This window comes from Photorhabdus antumapuensis, from assembly GCF_020387775.1.
Classification (GTDB): domain Bacteria; phylum Pseudomonadota; class Gammaproteobacteria; order Enterobacterales; family Enterobacteriaceae; genus Photorhabdus; species Photorhabdus antumapuensis.
On the sequence record NZ_JAHZMK010000032.1, the window covers coordinates 69,016 to 86,801 of the forward strand.

Consider the following 17,786-nt stretch of genomic DNA (forward strand, 5'->3'; position numbering starts at 1 on the left):
CATTCAGGGTGATATTCACCAAGTGAAACGATCAAGTGAAAAACGCTAACCAATCAGCATTATGCTGTCGTCAATGAAAAGCATTTTATATTTTGCAAATTATTAACGTCTACATGTATATCAAAATGTTTTTACCTGAATTGCCTCTTGCCATTTTCTCTCAAAAGGAATAAAAAAGCATAAATTACGAATAAAAATTCAATCGAGAGCCTGTTATGAAAGAACGAAGCACCGAGTTAGTTGAAGGATTTCGTCATTCTGTTCCGTACATCAATGCACACCGTGGTAAAACTTTTGTCATTATGCTTGGTGGAGAGGCTATTGCTCATGAAAATTTCCCGAATATCATCAACGATATAGGATTACTGCACAGTTTAGGCATCCGTCTGGTTGTCGTTTATGGCGCCAGACCTCAAATTGAACAAAACCTTGCAGACCATCATTACAAACCGGTTTACCACAAACATACCCGTGTAACCGATAATAAAACATTAGAATTAGTCAAACAATCTGCTGGTTTGCTGCAACTGGATATCACCGCACGTCTTTCTATGAACTTGAATAATACCCCGTTACAAGGCGCCAATATTAATGTCATTAGTGGTAATTTTATAATTGCTCAACCGCTTGGTGTTGATGATGGTGTGGATTATTGCCACAGCGGGAAAATTCGCCGTATTGATGAGAATGCCATAAATCGCCAATTAGACAATGGCGCAATCGTGCTAATTGGTCCTGTTGCAGTTTCTGTCACCGGAGAGAGTTTTAATCTGGCATTTGAAGATGTTGCTACTCAGTTATCTATCACACTACAGGCTGAAAAACTGATTGGTTTCTGCTCTACTCAAGGTGTACAAAATGAAGACGGAAAAATTCTATCGGAAATTTTTCTTAATCAAGCACCGGAGCTGATTAAAAAGCTCGAAGTTAGAGGTGACTACTATTCAGGTACAGTCCGTTTTTTACGGAGTGCAGTAAAAGCTTGCCGTCGTGGCGTTCGTCGCAGCCATTTATTAAGTTATCAGGCTGATGGTTCTCTACTTCAAGAATTATTCTCCCGAGAGGGTATTGGCACTCAAATAGTGATGGAAAGTGCGGAACAAATACGCCGAGCTAATATCAATGATATTGGTGGTATTCTCGAACTTATTCGCCCACTGGAACAACAAGGCATTTTGGTTCGCCGTTCAAGAGAACAACTTGAAAGAGAAATTGATAAATTCATCATTATCGAACGCGATAACCTGACTATCGCCTGTGCTGCACTTTACCCTTATCCTGATGAGAAAATTGGCGAAATGGCTTGTTTAGCGGTTCATCCTAAATACCGCAGCTCTTTAAGAGGTGAAGTATTACTGAATCGCATTGCGGAGCACGCCAAACAGTTCGGACTGGAAAAACTGTTTGTTCTGACTACCCGTAGTATTCATTGGTTCCAGGAACGAGGTTTCGAACCCGCAGAACTCTCAATGCTACCGATTCAGAAACAAGTGTTATACAACTATCAGCGTCGCTCTAAGATTCTTATGCTGAATTTGGAACCACAATAATAAACGTATTCATGCCGAAAAAGCTGACTTTTGCGAAAAGAGTATGCTGAATATATCAGCCGTTTTGACTGGAAACCGGGACTTTGGACTCGTACATATTGTTTGATTACCGCAGACGGTGCTCCGATTGAGAGACTAAAAATAGGCATCAAGAAGCAAGAACGCCCAGCGAAATGACAGTTCTTCGAGCTGTTTGCTCTCCATCTTCCCCTCATGCTAAAAGTGCGTTTTACTCGCAATTAGCATTCAGGAAGGAGAATTCCTCAGGTTTTGTTACACAGCACGATTCACCTATTTATAAAGGCCCGCGATAACCATCGCGGGCCTTATTACCGATCAGTTCCAGTTGGCGGCCAGCACAGGTTGCAGCCTCTGTTGCTCAACATCGCCGAGCATTGCGGTCGCAGGCGCTGGCGGCGCGAATGCAGCCATCGCCTGCCGGTGTAATCCTTCCAGACCGGAAGAATATTGGCATCGCTCAAATACCATTGCTGAGCAGCCAATGGATCGAGAGGAACTTCCGGGGTCAGTAACGTGACAGGGGCACGCATCGGCGCTGTTTCCCCGCTGTTCAGGTCTACTACCGATGCCGAAGGATTACCGGCTGCATCGGTGACACCGTATTTGAAGCTGATCAAGCCAGTGTAACGCGGGTCCGGCGTAAACAAGACATCGCCCTGGGCTGTGAGGCTGACCGTACCACCTATCGCATCCCCAACATTGGCAATGCGCAAGGCTCCCTGGCTGTTGAGGTGTTGATCGTTGGCCAGCAGGCTCTCTGCGGAAATCAGATGGGGCTGAGTACGATCAAAAACCTTGCCGTCCTTGTCGTGAGTGAGGACATCCTCGACAGGCATAGCATCAGGTATTTGTAAATCAACAGCCGAAATATCTGAAAAATTGAGTTTCTGGATATTTTTCAGCGTTACCGTGCCGTCACGTCCAGCGACCTTGTCTGCCACGATATATCCGCTGTCGGTACAGGTGATTCGATAGTCGCCGTGATTACCGTGCAGGCTGACGATGTTGATCCCACCATCCCCATCAATCGTAGCATTGCCGTGGCCCACTTCGATTACGTCATCACCGAAGCCTCCGAAAATCTTATCATCGCCACCACCTGCGTGAATGATACTACCGCCTTCGGAAGCATAGATTGTGTCGCCCTGAGGACCGGCATAGATAACCGCCTTACCACTGCCACCAATGATGGTGTTGTGCCCGCTGCCGCCATACAGATTGCTTACTCCCAGTTGCTCGGCATTTAGGGTTTCATCTGTGTGACTCTGACTGGCATAAGCCGTGGTAGTGATGCCTTTGGTGGTGGAAGTCACTTTCGTGCCAGCTCCCTGAGTGCTCAGAGTGTTGCTAACGGTATCACCAAGAAAGTCGACGGCCAGCACTTCCTGAGTTTTACCATTGATAGTAAACGACCCACTGGCAACGACCTTATTCCCATCACGAACTTCTGTTTTGTTCGAAGCCCGGACGTTTATCTGGGTAATACCCAATTCCGCCAGTGTTTTGAGTTCGCCCGCATCGACTTTTGCATCGTGTGTGCTGTCGCCCCAAACCCGCAGCTTGCTCCAGATCGGGTCATTCTGATCAATTACTCCGTCCTTGTTCACATCTTCACTAGCCAGAGCCCCGAAACCATCTTTGAATTTTTTCTCGCCAGCGGCACCGTTTACCCCTACCTTACCGCCGTAGTACTCGGAGAACATCTGGCTGACATCTTTTATCTGACCGCTACCATCGTCGATCACCAGTATTCCGGTATTGCGATCGGCCCAGCCACTGCGCTTAAGCGTGCCACTGTTATCCATGTCGAACAACACGCCGTCACGAATGTCGGTCATGTGCACGCCATTGCCATCCAGATCCAATAACAGCGGGTCGACATAAGTGTTGAACGTCGTCATCGCCGATAAACCGTTCAACGTCACGGCGTTGCGCAGGCCGAAGTCCAACTTGCTAGTGTCCCCGGGTTGGTAGAAAGGTTTGTAGAACTCCGACAGATAAGTGTTAGGTCGTACATTGGGGTCGAGCTGCATTTCAACGGGACGAATGCCGCCTGTAGCAAGGCTGGCCATTTGGGTTGAGGTGAAGTCTGTTTTATTGAGGATACCTGCGAGGGTGAATATTTTATGGGTTGCTGAATTTTGGATATAACCGTTGGTGACATCCTGTTGAGCCTTACTTTCTCCCTGAATCTGCCGCTGGGGTTGTGGCGAAGGCTTGATATCAATGTTAATCAATGGCTTCATCGGTAGGGTGATTTTCGTATCCTCTGGCCTAAGCCATAAACATGCTCGACCACTTTCATCGTCCAGATAATAAAAATCACTATAACGAATATAACGAATATAACGAATATAACGAATATAACGAATATAACGAATATAACGAATATAACGAATATAACGAATATAACGAATATAACGAATATAACGACTCAGGTTGTCACGAATAATTTTACTTCCATTATTTTGTAACATTTTACGCAAATGTATCGGATTATTATTAGGGAACAGTTCTCCCTCGAAACCTTTTTCGTTATAGCCAATGGCTTTTAATGATGCAAATACGAAATCCACGCAACTGTTTTTGGCCACGTTATAACGTGTTTCATCAAATCCAACTAACGATGGGTCTTTTGAAAAAGCTTTTAACCTGTTGTACTGAAATTCAGTCAATTCTACGGTGGTTTCGTAAGAGGTCTTTTGGTAGCCGGCATTATCAAAAGGCGTTATTTGCCCTTCATCAAACATTTGGTCATGCTTTGACTCGAAACCAAAACTCTCTTTATTCCCCTCGCCGTCATTTAAAACATACCACATATGACCGCCGAATGAAGAATGTACATCCCCAGATTTGTGCTCGTTCTTATCGGCCTGATAAATATACTTAGCCCCCATCGGAGCAACTTTATAGGTTACGGTATATTTCTTTTCCATACTTATTATTTCCTTGTTTTTTTACAGATGTAGGTCAAATTTTCGGATTGTAATAAGTGAACTCGACAAAACTCTCAATGCCATTAAAAGCAGAGACATCCTCCAGGGTGGTAATTACCGCAGAGTAACGTCCGGGGGGTAATATAAGTGTTTTAATATCACGCACCGTCGTATTTACCCTTCTCTCGTTGTAATAAAAGGATCGTATTCCTTCTCTTCCCACCGTATTTATTTCCTTATCAAAAAAAACCTTGCCGTCTTTAACCAGACGAAGCGAAACGGGGACGGAAACCCCATCCTTATCAATGTTTCCGAACAACTTATCTCGCCTTTGCATTTCATAGAAACCATCCCCATTAGCAAACAGCAAGGCAAACTGATAATTTCCAGCTTTGCGCTTGCTGAGTTCAAAATTAATCTCAACGGATTGCCCAAAATGCGGCACATCAATCGGTTTGTATATAGTATCAATGTACTTAGAACATGCCATTAATAATGTACAGCTCATAAAAACAATAATATTTCGCCAATTTTTTAACCTTTCATGTATACGTAATACTTTCATTTCATCACTCCAAATTTTGATATTTCCTTTGTTTATACTGATACGATTTTAAATCGCCTTAAATCTTCGGATTAAAATACGCAAACTCAACAAAACTCTCGATGTCATTAAAGGCAGGCACATCCTCCAGGGTGGTAATTACCGCAGAGTAACGTCCGGGGGGTAACTCAAGTATTTTAATGTTTCGCACAGCCATATTTATTCTTCTTCCTCCATAATTTAAAGACTGTCCCCAGCCAAGTCCCCCAGCATTTATTTTCTCGTCAAAGAAAACCTCACCGTTTCTAACCAGATGAAGTGAAACGGGAATTATTACCCCGTCGTTATCAATACCCCCGAATAACTTAAACCGTCTTTCCATTTCATCATGATCATCCCCGGTCGCAAACAACAGGGCAAACTGATAATTTCCAGCCTTGCCGATTTCAAAACTAATCTTGACTGACTGGCCAGACCGCGTCACATCAATCGGTTCGTATATATCAATCGGTTTAGGTTTAGAGCAGGCAACCAATAAGGCACAACTCAAAAAAAGAATAATCCTGTGCCAATTCCTGAACCCTTCATATACCTGTAATACTTTCATCACATCACTCCAAATTTTAATATTTTCTTTGTTTATACTGATACCATTTTAAATCTTCGGATTAAAATATATGAGCTGTACAAAACTCTGAATGCCATTAAAAGCAGGCACATCCTCCAAGGTAGTAATTACCGCAGAGTAACGTCCGGGAGGTAACGAAAGTGTTTTAATTTCTCGCACAGCCGTAGTTATACTTCTCCCTTCGTAATCGAAGCTACGTCCCCAGCTACGTCCCCCTGCGTTTATTTTCTCGTCAAAAAAAACCTCGCCGTTTCTAACCAAATGAAGCGAAACGGGGGTTATCACTCCGTCCTTATCAATACTACCGAATAATTCAAGCCGCCTTTTCATTTCATCATCATCCCCTTTATCAAACAGCAGAGCAAACTGATAATCCCCAGCCTTTCGCTTACTGAGTTCAAAATTAATCTCGACGGATTGCCTAGAATGCGACACATCAATCGGCTTATATATAGTATCAATGTGCTTAGAGCAAGCCATTAATAATGTACAGCTCATGAAAATAATCATGTTTCTCCAGCTTTTAAACCTTTCATGTACCTGTAATATTTTCATTTCATCACTCCAAATAAAGTAATTCGTTAAATTTTCGGATTGTAATAGGTGAACTCGACAAAACTCTCAATGTCATTAAAAGCAGGGACATCTTCCAGGGTAGTAATTATCGCAGAGTAACGTCCCGGGGGTAACTCTAGTATTTTAATATTGCGCGCCGCTGTATTTATCCTTCTCTCTTCGTAATGGAAAGCACGTATCCAACCGTATCCCACCGCGTTTATTTCCTTGTCAAAAAAAACCTTGCCGTCTTTAACCAGACGAAGCGAAACGGGGATGGCAATCCCATCACATTCAAGATTCCCGAACAACTTAAATCGCCTTTCCATTTCATCAAAACCACGCCCAGTAGCAAACAGCAGGGCAAACTGATAATCTCCAGCCTCGCTCTTGCTAAGTTCAAAATTAATCTCGACGGATTGCCCCGAATGCGACACATCAATCGGTTTATATATAGTATCAATGAACTTAGAGCAGGCCATTAATAAGGTGCAGATCATAAAAATAATAATGTTTTGCCAGTTTTTAAACTTTTCATGTACCTGTAATATTTTCATCACGTCACTCCAAATTTTGATATTTCCTTTGTTTATACCGATACCATTTTAAATCTTCTTAAATTTTCGGATTGTAATAAGTGAACTCGACAAAACTCTCAATTCCATTAAAAGCAGGAATATCCTCCAAGATGGTAATGACAGCAGAGTAAGATCCGGGGGGTAATACAAGTGTTTTAATATCGCGCACCGTCGTATTTTCCCTTCTCTCGTTGTAATAAAAGGATTGTATTCCTTCGCTTCCCACCGTATTTATTTCCTTATCAAAAAAAACCTTTCCGTCTTTAACCAGACGAAGCGAAACGGGGACGGCAATCCCATCCTTATCAATATTTCCGAACAACTTATCTCGCCTTTGCATTTCAACAAAACCATCCCCATTAGCAAACAGCAGGGCAAACTGATAATCTCCAGCCTCGCGCTTGCTGAGTTCAAAATTAATCTCGACAGATTGCCCAGAATGCGACACATCAATCGGTTTATATATAGTATCAATGTACTTAGAGCATGCCATTAATAAGGTGCAGCTCATAAAAATAATAATGTTTCTCCAGATTTTAAACCTTTCATGTACCTGTAATATTTTCATTTCATCCCTCCAAATAAAGTAATTCGCGTTAAATTTTCGGATTATAATAGGCGAACTCGACAAAACTCTCAATTCCATTAAAAGCAGAAACATTCCCCAGAGTGGTAATTACCGCAGAGTAACGTCCGGGAGGTAACTCAAGTATTTTAATGTTTCGCACCGTCGTATTTACCCTTCTCTCTTCGTAATCGAAGGATTGTATCCAACCACTTCCCACGGTGTTTATTTCCTCGTCAAAAAAAACCTTGCCGTCTTTAACCAGACGAAGCGAAACGGGGACGGCAACCCCATCCTTATCAATGTTTCCGAACAACTTATCTCGCCTTTCCATTTCATAGAAACCATCCCCATTAGCAAACAGCAGGGCAAACTGATAATCTCCAACCTTGCTGATTTCAAAATCAATTTTTACTGATTGACCAGACTTCGATACGTCAATCGGTTTGTATATATCAATGGGCTTAGAACAGGCCATTAATAAGGTGCAACTCATAAAAACAATAATATTTCGCCAATTTTTTAACCTTTCATGTATACGTAATACTTTCATTTCGTCACTCCAAATAAAGTAATTCGCGTTAAATTTTCGGATTGTAATAAGTGAACTCGACAAAACTCTCAATGCCATTAAAAGCAGAGACATCCTCCAGGGTGGTAATTACCGCAGAGTAACGTCCGGGGGGCAACGAAAATGTTTTAATTTCTCGCACAGCCGTATTTATACTTCTCTCTTCATAATCGAAGCTACGCCCCCAACTACGTCCCCCTGCGTTTATTTTCTCGTCTAAAAAAACCTCGCCGTTTCTGACCAGATGAAGTGAAACGGGGGTTATAACCCCGTCCTTATCAATACTCCCAAACAACTCAAGCCGCCTTAGCATTTCTTGATAATCATTCCCTTTATCAAACAACAGGGCAAACTGATAATCTCCAGCCTTGCTCTTACTGAGTTCAAAATTAATCACGACGGATTGCCCCGAATGCGACACGTCAATCGGCTTATATATAGTATCAATGTGCTTAGAACATGCCATTAATAAGGCGCAGCTCATAAAAATAATAATATTCCCCCAATTTTTAAACCTTTCATATACCTGTAAAACTTTCATCACGTCACTCCAAATTTTAATATTTCCTTTGTTTATGCTGATACCATTTTAAATCTTCTTAAATCTTCGGATTAAAATAGGTGAACTCGACAAAACTCTCAATACCATTAAAAGCAGAGACATCCTCCAGGGTGGTAATTACCGCAGAGTAACTCCCGGTAGGTAACGAAAGTGTTCTAATTTCTCTCACAGCCGCAGTTATATTTCTCTCTTTATAATAAAAGGATTGTGTTCCTTCGCTCCCCATCGCGTTTATTTCCTCGTCAAAAAAAACCTTGCCGTCTTTAATCAGACGAAACGAAACGGGGGTTATAACTCCTCCCTTATCAATACTTCCAAACAACTCAAGCCGCCTTAGAATTTCTTCATAATCATCCCCTTTATCAAACAGCAGGGCAAACTGATAATCTCCAGCCTCGCTCTTGCTGAGTTCAAAATTAATCTCGACGGATTGCCTAGAATGCGACACATCAATCGGTTTGCGTATAGTATCAATGTGCTTAGAGCAGGCCATTAATAATGTACAGCTCATAAAAACAATAATATTTCGCCAATTTTTAAATCTTTCATATACCTGTAATACTTTCATTTCATCACTCCAAATAAAGTAATTCGCGTTAAATTTTCGGATTGTAATAGGTGAACTCGACAAAACTCTCAATTCCATTAAAAGCAGAGACATCTTCTAGGGTGGTAATTACCGCAGAGTAACGCCCAGGAGGTAACGAAAGTGTTTTAATTTCTCGCACAGTCGTATTTACCCTTCTCTCTTCGTAATCAAAGGTACGCCCCCAACCGCTTCCCACAGCATTTATTTTCTTGTCAAAAAAAACCTTACCGTTTTTAACCAGACGAAGCGAAACGGGGATTGCAACCCCGTTCTTATCAATACTCCCAAACAATTTATCCCGCCTTTCCATTTCATAGAAACCATCCCCATTAGCAAACAGCAGGGCAAACTGATAATCTCCAGCCTTGCTCTTGCTGAGTTCAAAATTAATCTCGACGGATTGCCTAGAATGCGACACATCAATCGGTTTGTATATATCAATGTGCTTAGAGCATGCCATTAATAAGGTGCAGCTCATAAAAATAATAATATTCCCCCAATTTTTAAACCTTTCATGTACCTGTAAAACTTTCATTACGCCACTCCAAATTTTAATATTTCCTTTGTTTATACCGATACCATTTTAAATCTTCTTAAATCTTCGAATTAAAATACGCAAGCTCGAAAAAACTCTCGATTCCATTAAAGGCAGGGACATCCTCCAGAGTGGTAATTACCGCAGAGTAACGTCCTGGAGGTAACTCCAGTATTTTAATGTTTCGCACAGCCGTATTTACCCTTCTCTCTTCGTAATAGAAGGACTGCCCCCATCGTATCCGCCGGCATTTATTTTTTTATCAAAAAAAACCTGACCGTTTCTAACCAAATGAAGCGAAACGGGAGTTGTCACCCCGTCATCATAAATACTCCCAAAAAACTCATCTCTCCTGTTCATTTCATCATGACCATCTCCTCTAGCAAACAACAGGGCAAACTGATAATTTCCTTTCTTGCCGATTTCAAAATCAATTTTGATTGATTGACCAGACCGCGTTACATCAATCGGTTTGTATATATCAATGTGCTTAGAGCAGGCCATTAATAAGCGCAACACCATTAATCTGTTTTTAATTCCACACTGACTGACATACTTGGCGATTAAATAAATGGTTATTTTGTATTTTCCATTCATATTAAATAATGAAAGCGCGCCCCAAAAGTTAGACATTTTGCCTGTCGAAAGACAGAAGTCCTCATATGGGGCGCTTACATTTAAACGGCGCGATTCACCTATTTATGAAGACCCGCGATAACCATCGCGGGCCTTGTTACCGATCAGTTCCAGTTAGCTGCCAGCACAGGTTGCAGCCGCTGTTGCTCGACATCGCCGAGCATTGTGGTCGCAGGTGTCGGCGGCGCGAAGGCAGCCATCGCCTGGACAAGGTGTTCAACATCACTGTCCATCAACCGATGACCGTCACCAGCCATGATGCTACCTGGTCGTTCGGGGTGACTGGCATACCAATTATGCAACGTTACCTCCTGCTTGCTGCCAATGACCGAAACTTGCAGATCCTGCCCTTCATGCTGGAACCACAGACGATCAGGGCTGATATCCTTTCCGAACACCAACCGCCCCATATCACCGCTAAATTCCAAATCGTTGTCCCCATGCCCAACTTCTACCGTCGACATAGTGCCACTGGTCACAATATTGTTATTACCATCTCCGACTTTCACTTTCGACATCATACCGCTGGTCACGATATGGTTATCACCATTCCCTACTTCTACCGTCGACATCTCACCGCTGGTCACGATATGGTTATGACCATCCCCTACTTTTACTTTCGTGAAGGTTCCCGACGCTTTAATGGTGTTGTTGCCATGTCCGACTGTTAGTCTGTCGACATTGCCAACAATAACGTTGTTACCATTACCTAACGTGATATCGGCAGAACGGCCCATCACATTCACCTTATTGTCACCGTTGCCGGCAACCACATTGCCACCCATAGCTTCCACATTGATAGTCTTGCTCTCGTCCCCCAAAGTAACCTTAGCAAAGGGAATTTCGACCGTGATGGAATTAGGGTCAGTAGTCACTGGTGTAGGTTCCACCGCTGGCTCAATTTTCGGAACGCGGGGCATTAGGTGTAGTTCAAAAGGAGGGATACTGATCGCTTCCCGCTCAGGGGTAACAGTCCGTTCAAACTTAGACATATCAATCGGTTCAACTTTAGGAAAAGTGAACGGTTCAAACTTAATCGGTTCCCACTTAGGAATAGTGATCGGTGTTAATGCGTCCGGGAAAGTCACCGTCGGTTTATCGGCAGATTGCGTCACCACTGGTCCGACTGTTGGCACCAAATCCGGCGAAGGCTCCCCAAAGAGAAAATCGGCCGCATCGACCTGCGAAATATCCAGGGTATCGAGATACAGCAACTTCACGTTTGAATCAGTACCGCTGGCCCCATTAAAGGTAACGTCAACGCCATGAATTTGTGACAGGCCGTTGATCGTGCCACGATTACTCTTAGTGATTGTTAGTTGGCTGAAATCAGTGACTCCGGTTTGACGCAAGTCAATTTTATCAATGCCGTGACGGAATCCACGTAATGCATTCTGGTAGTTCTTGACGCCCGGTTGGGCAGCCACTACGAAAACGTCTGACGCCGCACTGTCATGACTATAGATTGTCCCATTCAGGCTAAATTTCATCTGACCTTGAGCATCGCTAGTGAGCATGACGCCCTTGCCGCCGCCCTTGAGGATCACGGTTCCCAAGCCTTCTTGTGGCTGGAGCGTTGAGGTGTCGCTACTCGTATAAGCCGCCGGGGCGATAAAGGTGTCCTGAAACTTGAAGTTCGCCGCACCGATCCCGGCGAGTGTCTGATTTTTCAGGACAATGCTCTGCCCCTTATCCAGATCGACCTTAACATCCGCCCCCTGTTGCGTCAGCAACAGATCGGTAAATGTTTTTCCACCAAATCCGACCAAATCGATGATTTCACCACGAGCGGCCTCGAAGTTGCTGATGATATCGCTGCCTGCCTCACGGCGGTGGATCACAAAGAAGTCCTTACCCGCACCACCTGCCAGTGTGTTGTTTCCACGCCCGCCATCAAGCAATGCATCGGCATTACCTGCAACCAGCGTATCGTTGCCATCACCGGTGATGATGTTCTGAATGCCCGACGGATTCTTTATCGTCAACGCTGCGCCGCCAATGCTGGCAACACCGGTCAGCAAGTTGACTGAGGTATCCCGCGAAACAGCCGCCGCATTGAGGGTATTACGCCCACCCGCCACGCCATTGACTGCGTCATCCAGCACCGCACGGTTGGCCTGCCCGACCACCGACTGGATATATTCGTCGGTGTAAAAATAAGTGTCATCCGGGGTACTCTTGCTGCCGTACAAACGTAGCGACCAGCCATTTAATGTAACCGGCAAGCCGGAATTCGCATCGGTCACTTGGAGGGTCCAATTGCCAGCCGAGCGCTCGCCAAAATCATGAGTCGACATAAAGCTGTACTTGAACGTTCCCGACTGGCTACTACCCATATCGCTCGCACTCGCGCCCGGCATGCCGTCTGGAACCTTACCTTGACGATTGAGCAATATGCTCTGAGTGCCATCGGGAGAGATCAGTTTGAGCGTCAGATCGCCAAGACGGCCTACCTGAGCGTCAAAATCGATCTCGACATGCTCAACATTCAGACCGGCATTCATGGCAATGGACGACGTCAGCGTCTCACCCGCAGCCAAAGTTTTCCCCAGAGGACCGCTGGATGCGCTATAGACGTACTCATTAGCAGCGGTGCTTTGAGTCATCCAAGACTCAGCCAAACGAACAGCAGCTCGCGCATCGACTTGACCAAAACCGTAATCGTTGCTGGTATGCATGCCGCCGCCATTCCAGCTATGGCTGTTATTGTCGCTCCATTTGGTAGATGGGTCATTAATCCTGCGAGCAGATAGAGCAAGAATCTGCTGCACATCCCGATAACCTAAGTTCGGGTTGGCCTCAAGCATCAGCGCAACAACACCGGAAATTATTGGAGCGGCAAAGCTGGTGCCTTGCATGCTGGTGTAGTCATTGCCGAAAGTTGAGCCACGTTCGGTTTTCAGCATATGGCTGGTAGACACAACATTGCTGCCCGGCGCCGAAACCAACAGGCTGGCTCCCGGATTGGAGAACGGTGAAGAACCAATCTGCAAAGTCGACAAATCGCCCTGTGCGTTAATTGCACCGACTTCCACCGAAAAGCGGTTGTTATTGGTCAGCGACCCTTGGGCATTGCCGCCTTCTGCACGATTATTGCCGCCCGCCGCCACGATGACGGTACCCAATCCGCCACGACCATTAGCCGCCGCATACTGCGCATTCATACTCAGCGACGCGGCAGTATTTATAGAGCCGTCCTGAAAGCTGCTGAGTGCGAAATCGTTGGTAAATCCCCAGCTATCGTTAGCAACATCAAAACTGACCATATGCCCCAGTCCCGCAAGATCGGCACCGTCATTAGCCAGATAATAACCGCCCAACGTAGCATCATGGGCAACCCCGACGCCGCCTGTACTATTCTTTGCTGCGACCATCACACCCGCCACCATTGTCGCGTGGTTGGATACCACGTCCGGCAAGGCGCCATTGGTTTGTTGAGTCTGCAACCAAGCTTTATCGACATTCGCCGCAAGGTCAGGGTGATTGATATCAAATATTTCAGGCGCGGTGGCAAACTTACCGCCCGGCTCAAACTGACCAATGCGTACCCCCTTGCCGGTGTAGTCCTTCCAGACTGGCAGAATATTGGCATCGCTCAGATACCATTGCTGAGCAGCCAATGGATCGAGAGGAACTTCCGGGGTCAGTAACGTGACAGGGGCACGCATCGGCGCTGTTTCCCCGCTGTTCAGGTCTACTACCGATGCCGAAGGATTACCGGCCGCATCAGTGACACCGTATTTGAAGCTGATCAGACCAGTGTAAAGCGGGTCCGGCGTAAACAAGACATCGCCTTGGGCTGTGAGTTTGACCGTACCGCCTATCGCATCACCAACATTGGCAATGCGCAAGGCACCCTGACTGTTAAGATGTTGATCGTTAGACAACAGACTTTCTGCGGAAATCAGATGTGGCTGAGTACGATCAAAAACCTTGCCGTCCTTGTCGTGAGTGAGGACATCCTCGACAGGCATAGCATCAGGTATTTGTAAATCAACAGCCGAAATATCTGAAAAATTGAGTTTCTGTATATTTTTCAGCGTTACCGTGCCGTCACGCCCGGCGACCTTGTCGGCCACGATATATCCGCTATCGGTACGGGTGATTTGATAATCTCCGTGGTTACCGTGCAGGCTGACGATGTTGATCCCACCATCCCCATCAATCGTAGCATTGCCGTGGCCCACTTCGATCACGTCGTCACCGAAGCCTCCGAAAATCTTATCATCGCCGCCTCCAGCATGAATGATGCTACCGCCTTCGGAAGCATAGATTGTGTCGCCCTGAGGACCAGCATAGATAACCGACTTTCCACTGCCTCCAATGATGGTGTTGTGCCCGCTGCCGCCGACCAGGACGTCGTTACCCATACCACCGACCAGCACCGAATCACCGGAGCCTCCCTTGATAAAGACGCCATTGGCTCCACCGCTTCTGATGACATCACTGCCACTCCCACCTTGAGCCATAGTTAAACCGGCTTGAGCCATGTTCAGTTCCACGCCTTTTTTACCGACAATGATCGCCGTATCGTGCCCTCCATTGCCGTGAATGTTTTTCGTATCGTCAGAAGCGCTGATGACAAAAACATCATCGCCAGCACCACCGACATAGGTATTGCTCCCTGCACCCCCGACCAGCCAGCTACCGGTTTTTGTAGCAATCAACGTATCATTGCCACTGCCACCATACAGATTGCTTACTCCCAGTTGCTCAGCATTTAGGGTTTCATCTGTTTCACTCTGACTGGCATAAGCCGTGGTAGTGATGCCTTTGGTGGTGGAAGTCACTTTCGTGCCAGCTCCCTGAGTGCTCAGAGTGTTGCTAACGGTATCACCAAGAAAATCGACGGCCAGCATTTCCTGAGTTTTACCATTGATAGTAAACGACCCACTGGCAACGACCTTATTCCCATCACGAACTTCTGTTTTGTTCGAAGCCCGGACGTTTATCTGGGTAATACCCAATTCCGCCAGTGTCTTAAGTTCGCCCGCATCGACTTTTGCATCGTGTGTACCATCAACCCAGACCCGCAACTGGCTCCAGATCGGATCACGTTCATCAATCACGCCATCCTTGTTGGCATCTTCACTGGCTAAAGCACCGAGCCCATCCTTGAATTTTTTTTCGCCAGCGGCACCGTTTATTCCGGCCTTACCACCGTAGTATTCGGAGAACATCTGGCTGACATCTTTTATCTGACCGCTACCATCGTCGATCACCAATATCCCGGTATTGCGATCCGCCCAGCCGCTGCGCTTAAGCGTGCCACTGTTATCCATGTCGAACAACACGCCGTCACGGATATTAGTCATGTGCACGCCATTGCCACTCAGATCCAATAACAACGGGTCGACATAAGTGTTGAACGTCGTCATCGCCGATAAACCGTTCAACGTCACGGCATTGCGCAGGCTGGTATCCTGTTTATTGCTGTTCAAGGTCAGGTCGAGGTAGAACTGCGACAAATAGGCGTTGGGCCGGACATTGGGGTCGAGCTGCATTTCACCGGGACGAATGCCGCCTGTGGCAAGGCTAGCCATCTGTGTTGAAGCGAAATCGGTTTTATTGAGAATACCTGCGAGGGTGAATATTTTATGGGTTGCTGAATTTTGGATATAACCGTTGGTGACATCCTGCTGCGCTTTATTTTCTCCCTGAATATGTTTCTGCGGCTGTGGGGAGGAATTGATATCAATGTTAATCAAATTTGTCCCCAGTGGGCGGGTACGCATATCCTCCGAGGTAAGCCATAAACATTGCATGCCACCTTTTTCTTCATAATACTCACCATGACGAGTCAGGTTGTCACGAATGATTTGAGCTCCATGCTTAGTAAACATCTTCTGCAAATCATCAACATTATTATTAGGCCACAGATCTCCTTGAAAATCTTTACGACTGAATCCAAAAAAATCTTTACGACTGTATCCAATGACTTTTAATGATGAAAACACGAAATCTACGCAACTGTTGGTGAGCAGCCTATAGCGTGTATCATCAAATCTACCTAACCATGGATCGTTTGAAAAATTACATAACTTGTTGTATTGATCTTCAGTCAATGCGATGGTGACTTCATAAGAGGTCTGTTGGTAGGCAGCATTATCATGAGGAGTTACTTGCCCTTCACCATACATTTGATCATACGCTGACTCGAAACCATAACTTTTTTCATTTCCGTTACCGTCACTTATCACATACCACATATGACCACCAGATGAAGAATGCACATCTCCCACTTTATGTTCGTTCTTATCTTCCTGATAAACATACTTCGCCCCCATCGGAGCAACTTTATAGGTCACAGTATATTTCTTTTCCATATTTATTATTTCCTCTACTTGTTATTTCTCTTTGTTTTTTTCTGAATAAATTAAATCTTTGGATTAAAATAGGCGAATTCAACAAAACTCTCGATGTCATTAAAGGCAGGGGCATCCTCCAGTGTGGTAATTACCGCGGAGTAACTTCCGGGGGGTAACTCCAGTATTTTAATGTTTCGCACAGCCATATTTATTCTTCTTCCTTCGTAATCGAAAGACTGTCCCCAACCACGTCCTCCTGCATTTATTTTTTTGTCAAAAAAAATCTTGCTATCTTTAATCAGACGAAGCGAAACAGGGGTTATTACTCCGTCCTTATCAACATTCCCGAACAATTCAAGCCGCCTTTTCATTTCTTCATAGTCATCCCCTTTATCAAACAGCAGGGCGAACTGATAATTTCCAGCCTTGCTGATTTCAAAATCAATTTTGACTGACTGACCAGACTTCGATACGTCAATCGGTTTGTATATATCAATGTGCTTAGAGCAAGCCATTAATAATGTACAGCTCATAAAAACAATAATATTTCGCCAATTTTTAAATCTTTCATATACCTGTAATATTTTCATTTCATCACTCCAAATTTTAATATTTTCTTTGTTTATACCGATAACATTTCAAACCCTCTTAAATCTTTGGATTAAAATATATGAGCTGTACAAAACTCTGAATGCCATTAAAAGCAGGCACATCCTCCAGGGTAGTAATTACCGCAGAGTAACGTCCGGGTGGTAACTCAAGTATTTTAACATTGCGCACAGCCGTATTAATCCTTCTTGCTTTGTAATAGACAGTACGCCCCCAACAGCATTCTCCTGAGTTTATTTTCTCGTCAAAAAAAACCTCGCCGTCTTTAACCAGACGAAGTAAAACGGGAATGGCAACCCCATCATGATTAATATCCCCGAACAACTTAAATCTCCTGTCCATTTCATCATGACCACGCCCAGTAGCAAACATCAGGGCAAACTGATAATCTCCAATCTTCCTGATTTCAAAATCAATCTTGACTGATTGGTCAGACTGCGTCACATCAATCGGTCGGTATATATTAATTGGCTCAGAGCAAGCTACCAACCAAGCACAACTTAAAAAAATAATCGTCTTGTGCCATTTTTTAAACTTTTCGTATACCTGTAATACTTTCATTACGTCACTCCAAATTTTAATATTTCCTTTATTTAGAC

Annotated in this window: 14 protein-coding genes and 1 pseudogene; 1 reads left to right on the plus strand and 14 read right to left on the minus strand. The window is 44.7% G+C overall.

Features of this window, described 5'->3' with window-relative positions; genetic code table 11:
* Positions 1–215: 215 nt before the first annotated feature.
* Positions 216–1,550 carry an amino-acid N-acetyltransferase gene (gene argA / locus KZ793_RS13730; RefSeq protein WP_225815843.1) on the plus strand — a complete coding sequence of 445 codons (1,335 nt, stop codon included), beginning with the start codon at positions 216–218 and terminating at the stop codon, positions 1,548–1,550.
* 329 nt (positions 1,551–1,879) lie between these two features.
* Here the strand turns inward: argA and KZ793_RS13735 are convergent, their stop codons facing one another.
* From KZ793_RS13735 to KZ793_RS13800, 14 genes and pseudogenes are all read right to left on the minus strand, one after another.
* A complete protein-coding gene (locus KZ793_RS13735) occupies positions 1,880–4,507 on the minus strand; it encodes a cadherin-like domain-containing protein (protein WP_225815844.1) in 2,628 nt (875 codons plus the stop codon).
* A gap of 34 nt (positions 4,508–4,541) precedes the next feature.
* Positions 4,542–5,072: a DUF5625 family protein gene (locus tag KZ793_RS13740; RefSeq protein WP_225815845.1), complete on the minus strand. Its 531-nt coding sequence runs from the start codon at positions 5,070–5,072 to the stop codon at positions 4,542–4,544.
* A 58-nt stretch (positions 5,073–5,130) separates the two neighbouring features.
* A complete protein-coding gene (locus KZ793_RS13745; protein WP_225815846.1) occupies positions 5,131–5,658 on the minus strand; it encodes a DUF5625 family protein in 528 nt (175 codons plus the stop codon).
* Positions 5,659–5,706: 48 nt separating this feature from the next.
* Positions 5,707–6,234 carry a DUF5625 family protein gene (locus KZ793_RS13750; RefSeq protein WP_225815847.1) on the minus strand — a complete coding sequence of 176 codons (528 nt, stop codon included), beginning with the start codon at positions 6,232–6,234 and terminating at the stop codon, positions 5,707–5,709.
* 26 nt (positions 6,235–6,260) lie between these two features.
* On the minus strand, positions 6,261–6,791 hold the full coding sequence (locus tag KZ793_RS13755) for a DUF5625 family protein (RefSeq protein ID WP_225815848.1): 531 nt from the start codon (positions 6,789–6,791) through the stop codon (positions 6,261–6,263).
* Positions 6,792–6,849: 58 nt separating this feature from the next.
* Positions 6,850–7,380, minus strand: coding sequence for a DUF5625 family protein (locus KZ793_RS13760; RefSeq protein WP_225815849.1), 531 nt, complete (start codon positions 7,378–7,380; stop codon positions 6,850–6,852).
* 28 nt (positions 7,381–7,408) lie between these two features.
* On the minus strand, positions 7,409–7,930 hold the full coding sequence (locus tag KZ793_RS13765) for a DUF5625 family protein (protein WP_225815850.1): 522 nt from the start codon (positions 7,928–7,930) through the stop codon (positions 7,409–7,411).
* Between the two features lie 28 nt (positions 7,931–7,958).
* Positions 7,959–8,489: a DUF5625 family protein gene (locus tag KZ793_RS13770; protein ID WP_225815851.1), complete on the minus strand. Its 531-nt coding sequence runs from the start codon at positions 8,487–8,489 to the stop codon at positions 7,959–7,961.
* Positions 8,490–8,547: 58 nt separating this feature from the next.
* Positions 8,548–9,078, minus strand: coding sequence for a DUF5625 family protein (locus KZ793_RS13775; protein ID WP_225815852.1), 531 nt, complete (start codon positions 9,076–9,078; stop codon positions 8,548–8,550).
* Between the two features lie 28 nt (positions 9,079–9,106).
* Positions 9,107–9,634: a DUF5625 family protein gene (locus KZ793_RS13780; RefSeq protein WP_225815853.1), complete on the minus strand. Its 528-nt coding sequence runs from the start codon at positions 9,632–9,634 to the stop codon at positions 9,107–9,109.
* A gap of 58 nt (positions 9,635–9,692) precedes the next feature.
* Positions 9,693–10,267 (minus strand): annotated as a pseudogene (locus tag KZ793_RS22695) (DUF5625 family protein).
* A gap of 107 nt (positions 10,268–10,374) precedes the next feature.
* Positions 10,375–16,596 carry a S8 family serine peptidase gene (locus KZ793_RS13790; protein ID WP_225815854.1) on the minus strand — a complete coding sequence of 2,074 codons (6,222 nt, stop codon included), beginning with the start codon at positions 16,594–16,596 and terminating at the stop codon, positions 10,375–10,377.
* Positions 16,597–16,646: 50 nt separating this feature from the next.
* Complete coding sequence (locus KZ793_RS13795) at positions 16,647–17,168, minus strand: DUF5625 family protein (RefSeq protein ID WP_225815855.1); 522 nt, start codon at positions 17,166–17,168, stop codon at positions 16,647–16,649.
* Positions 17,169–17,226: 58 nt separating this feature from the next.
* A complete protein-coding gene (locus tag KZ793_RS13800; protein ID WP_225815856.1) occupies positions 17,227–17,748 on the minus strand; it encodes a DUF5625 family protein in 522 nt (173 codons plus the stop codon).
* Positions 17,749–17,786 lie beyond the last annotated feature (38 nt).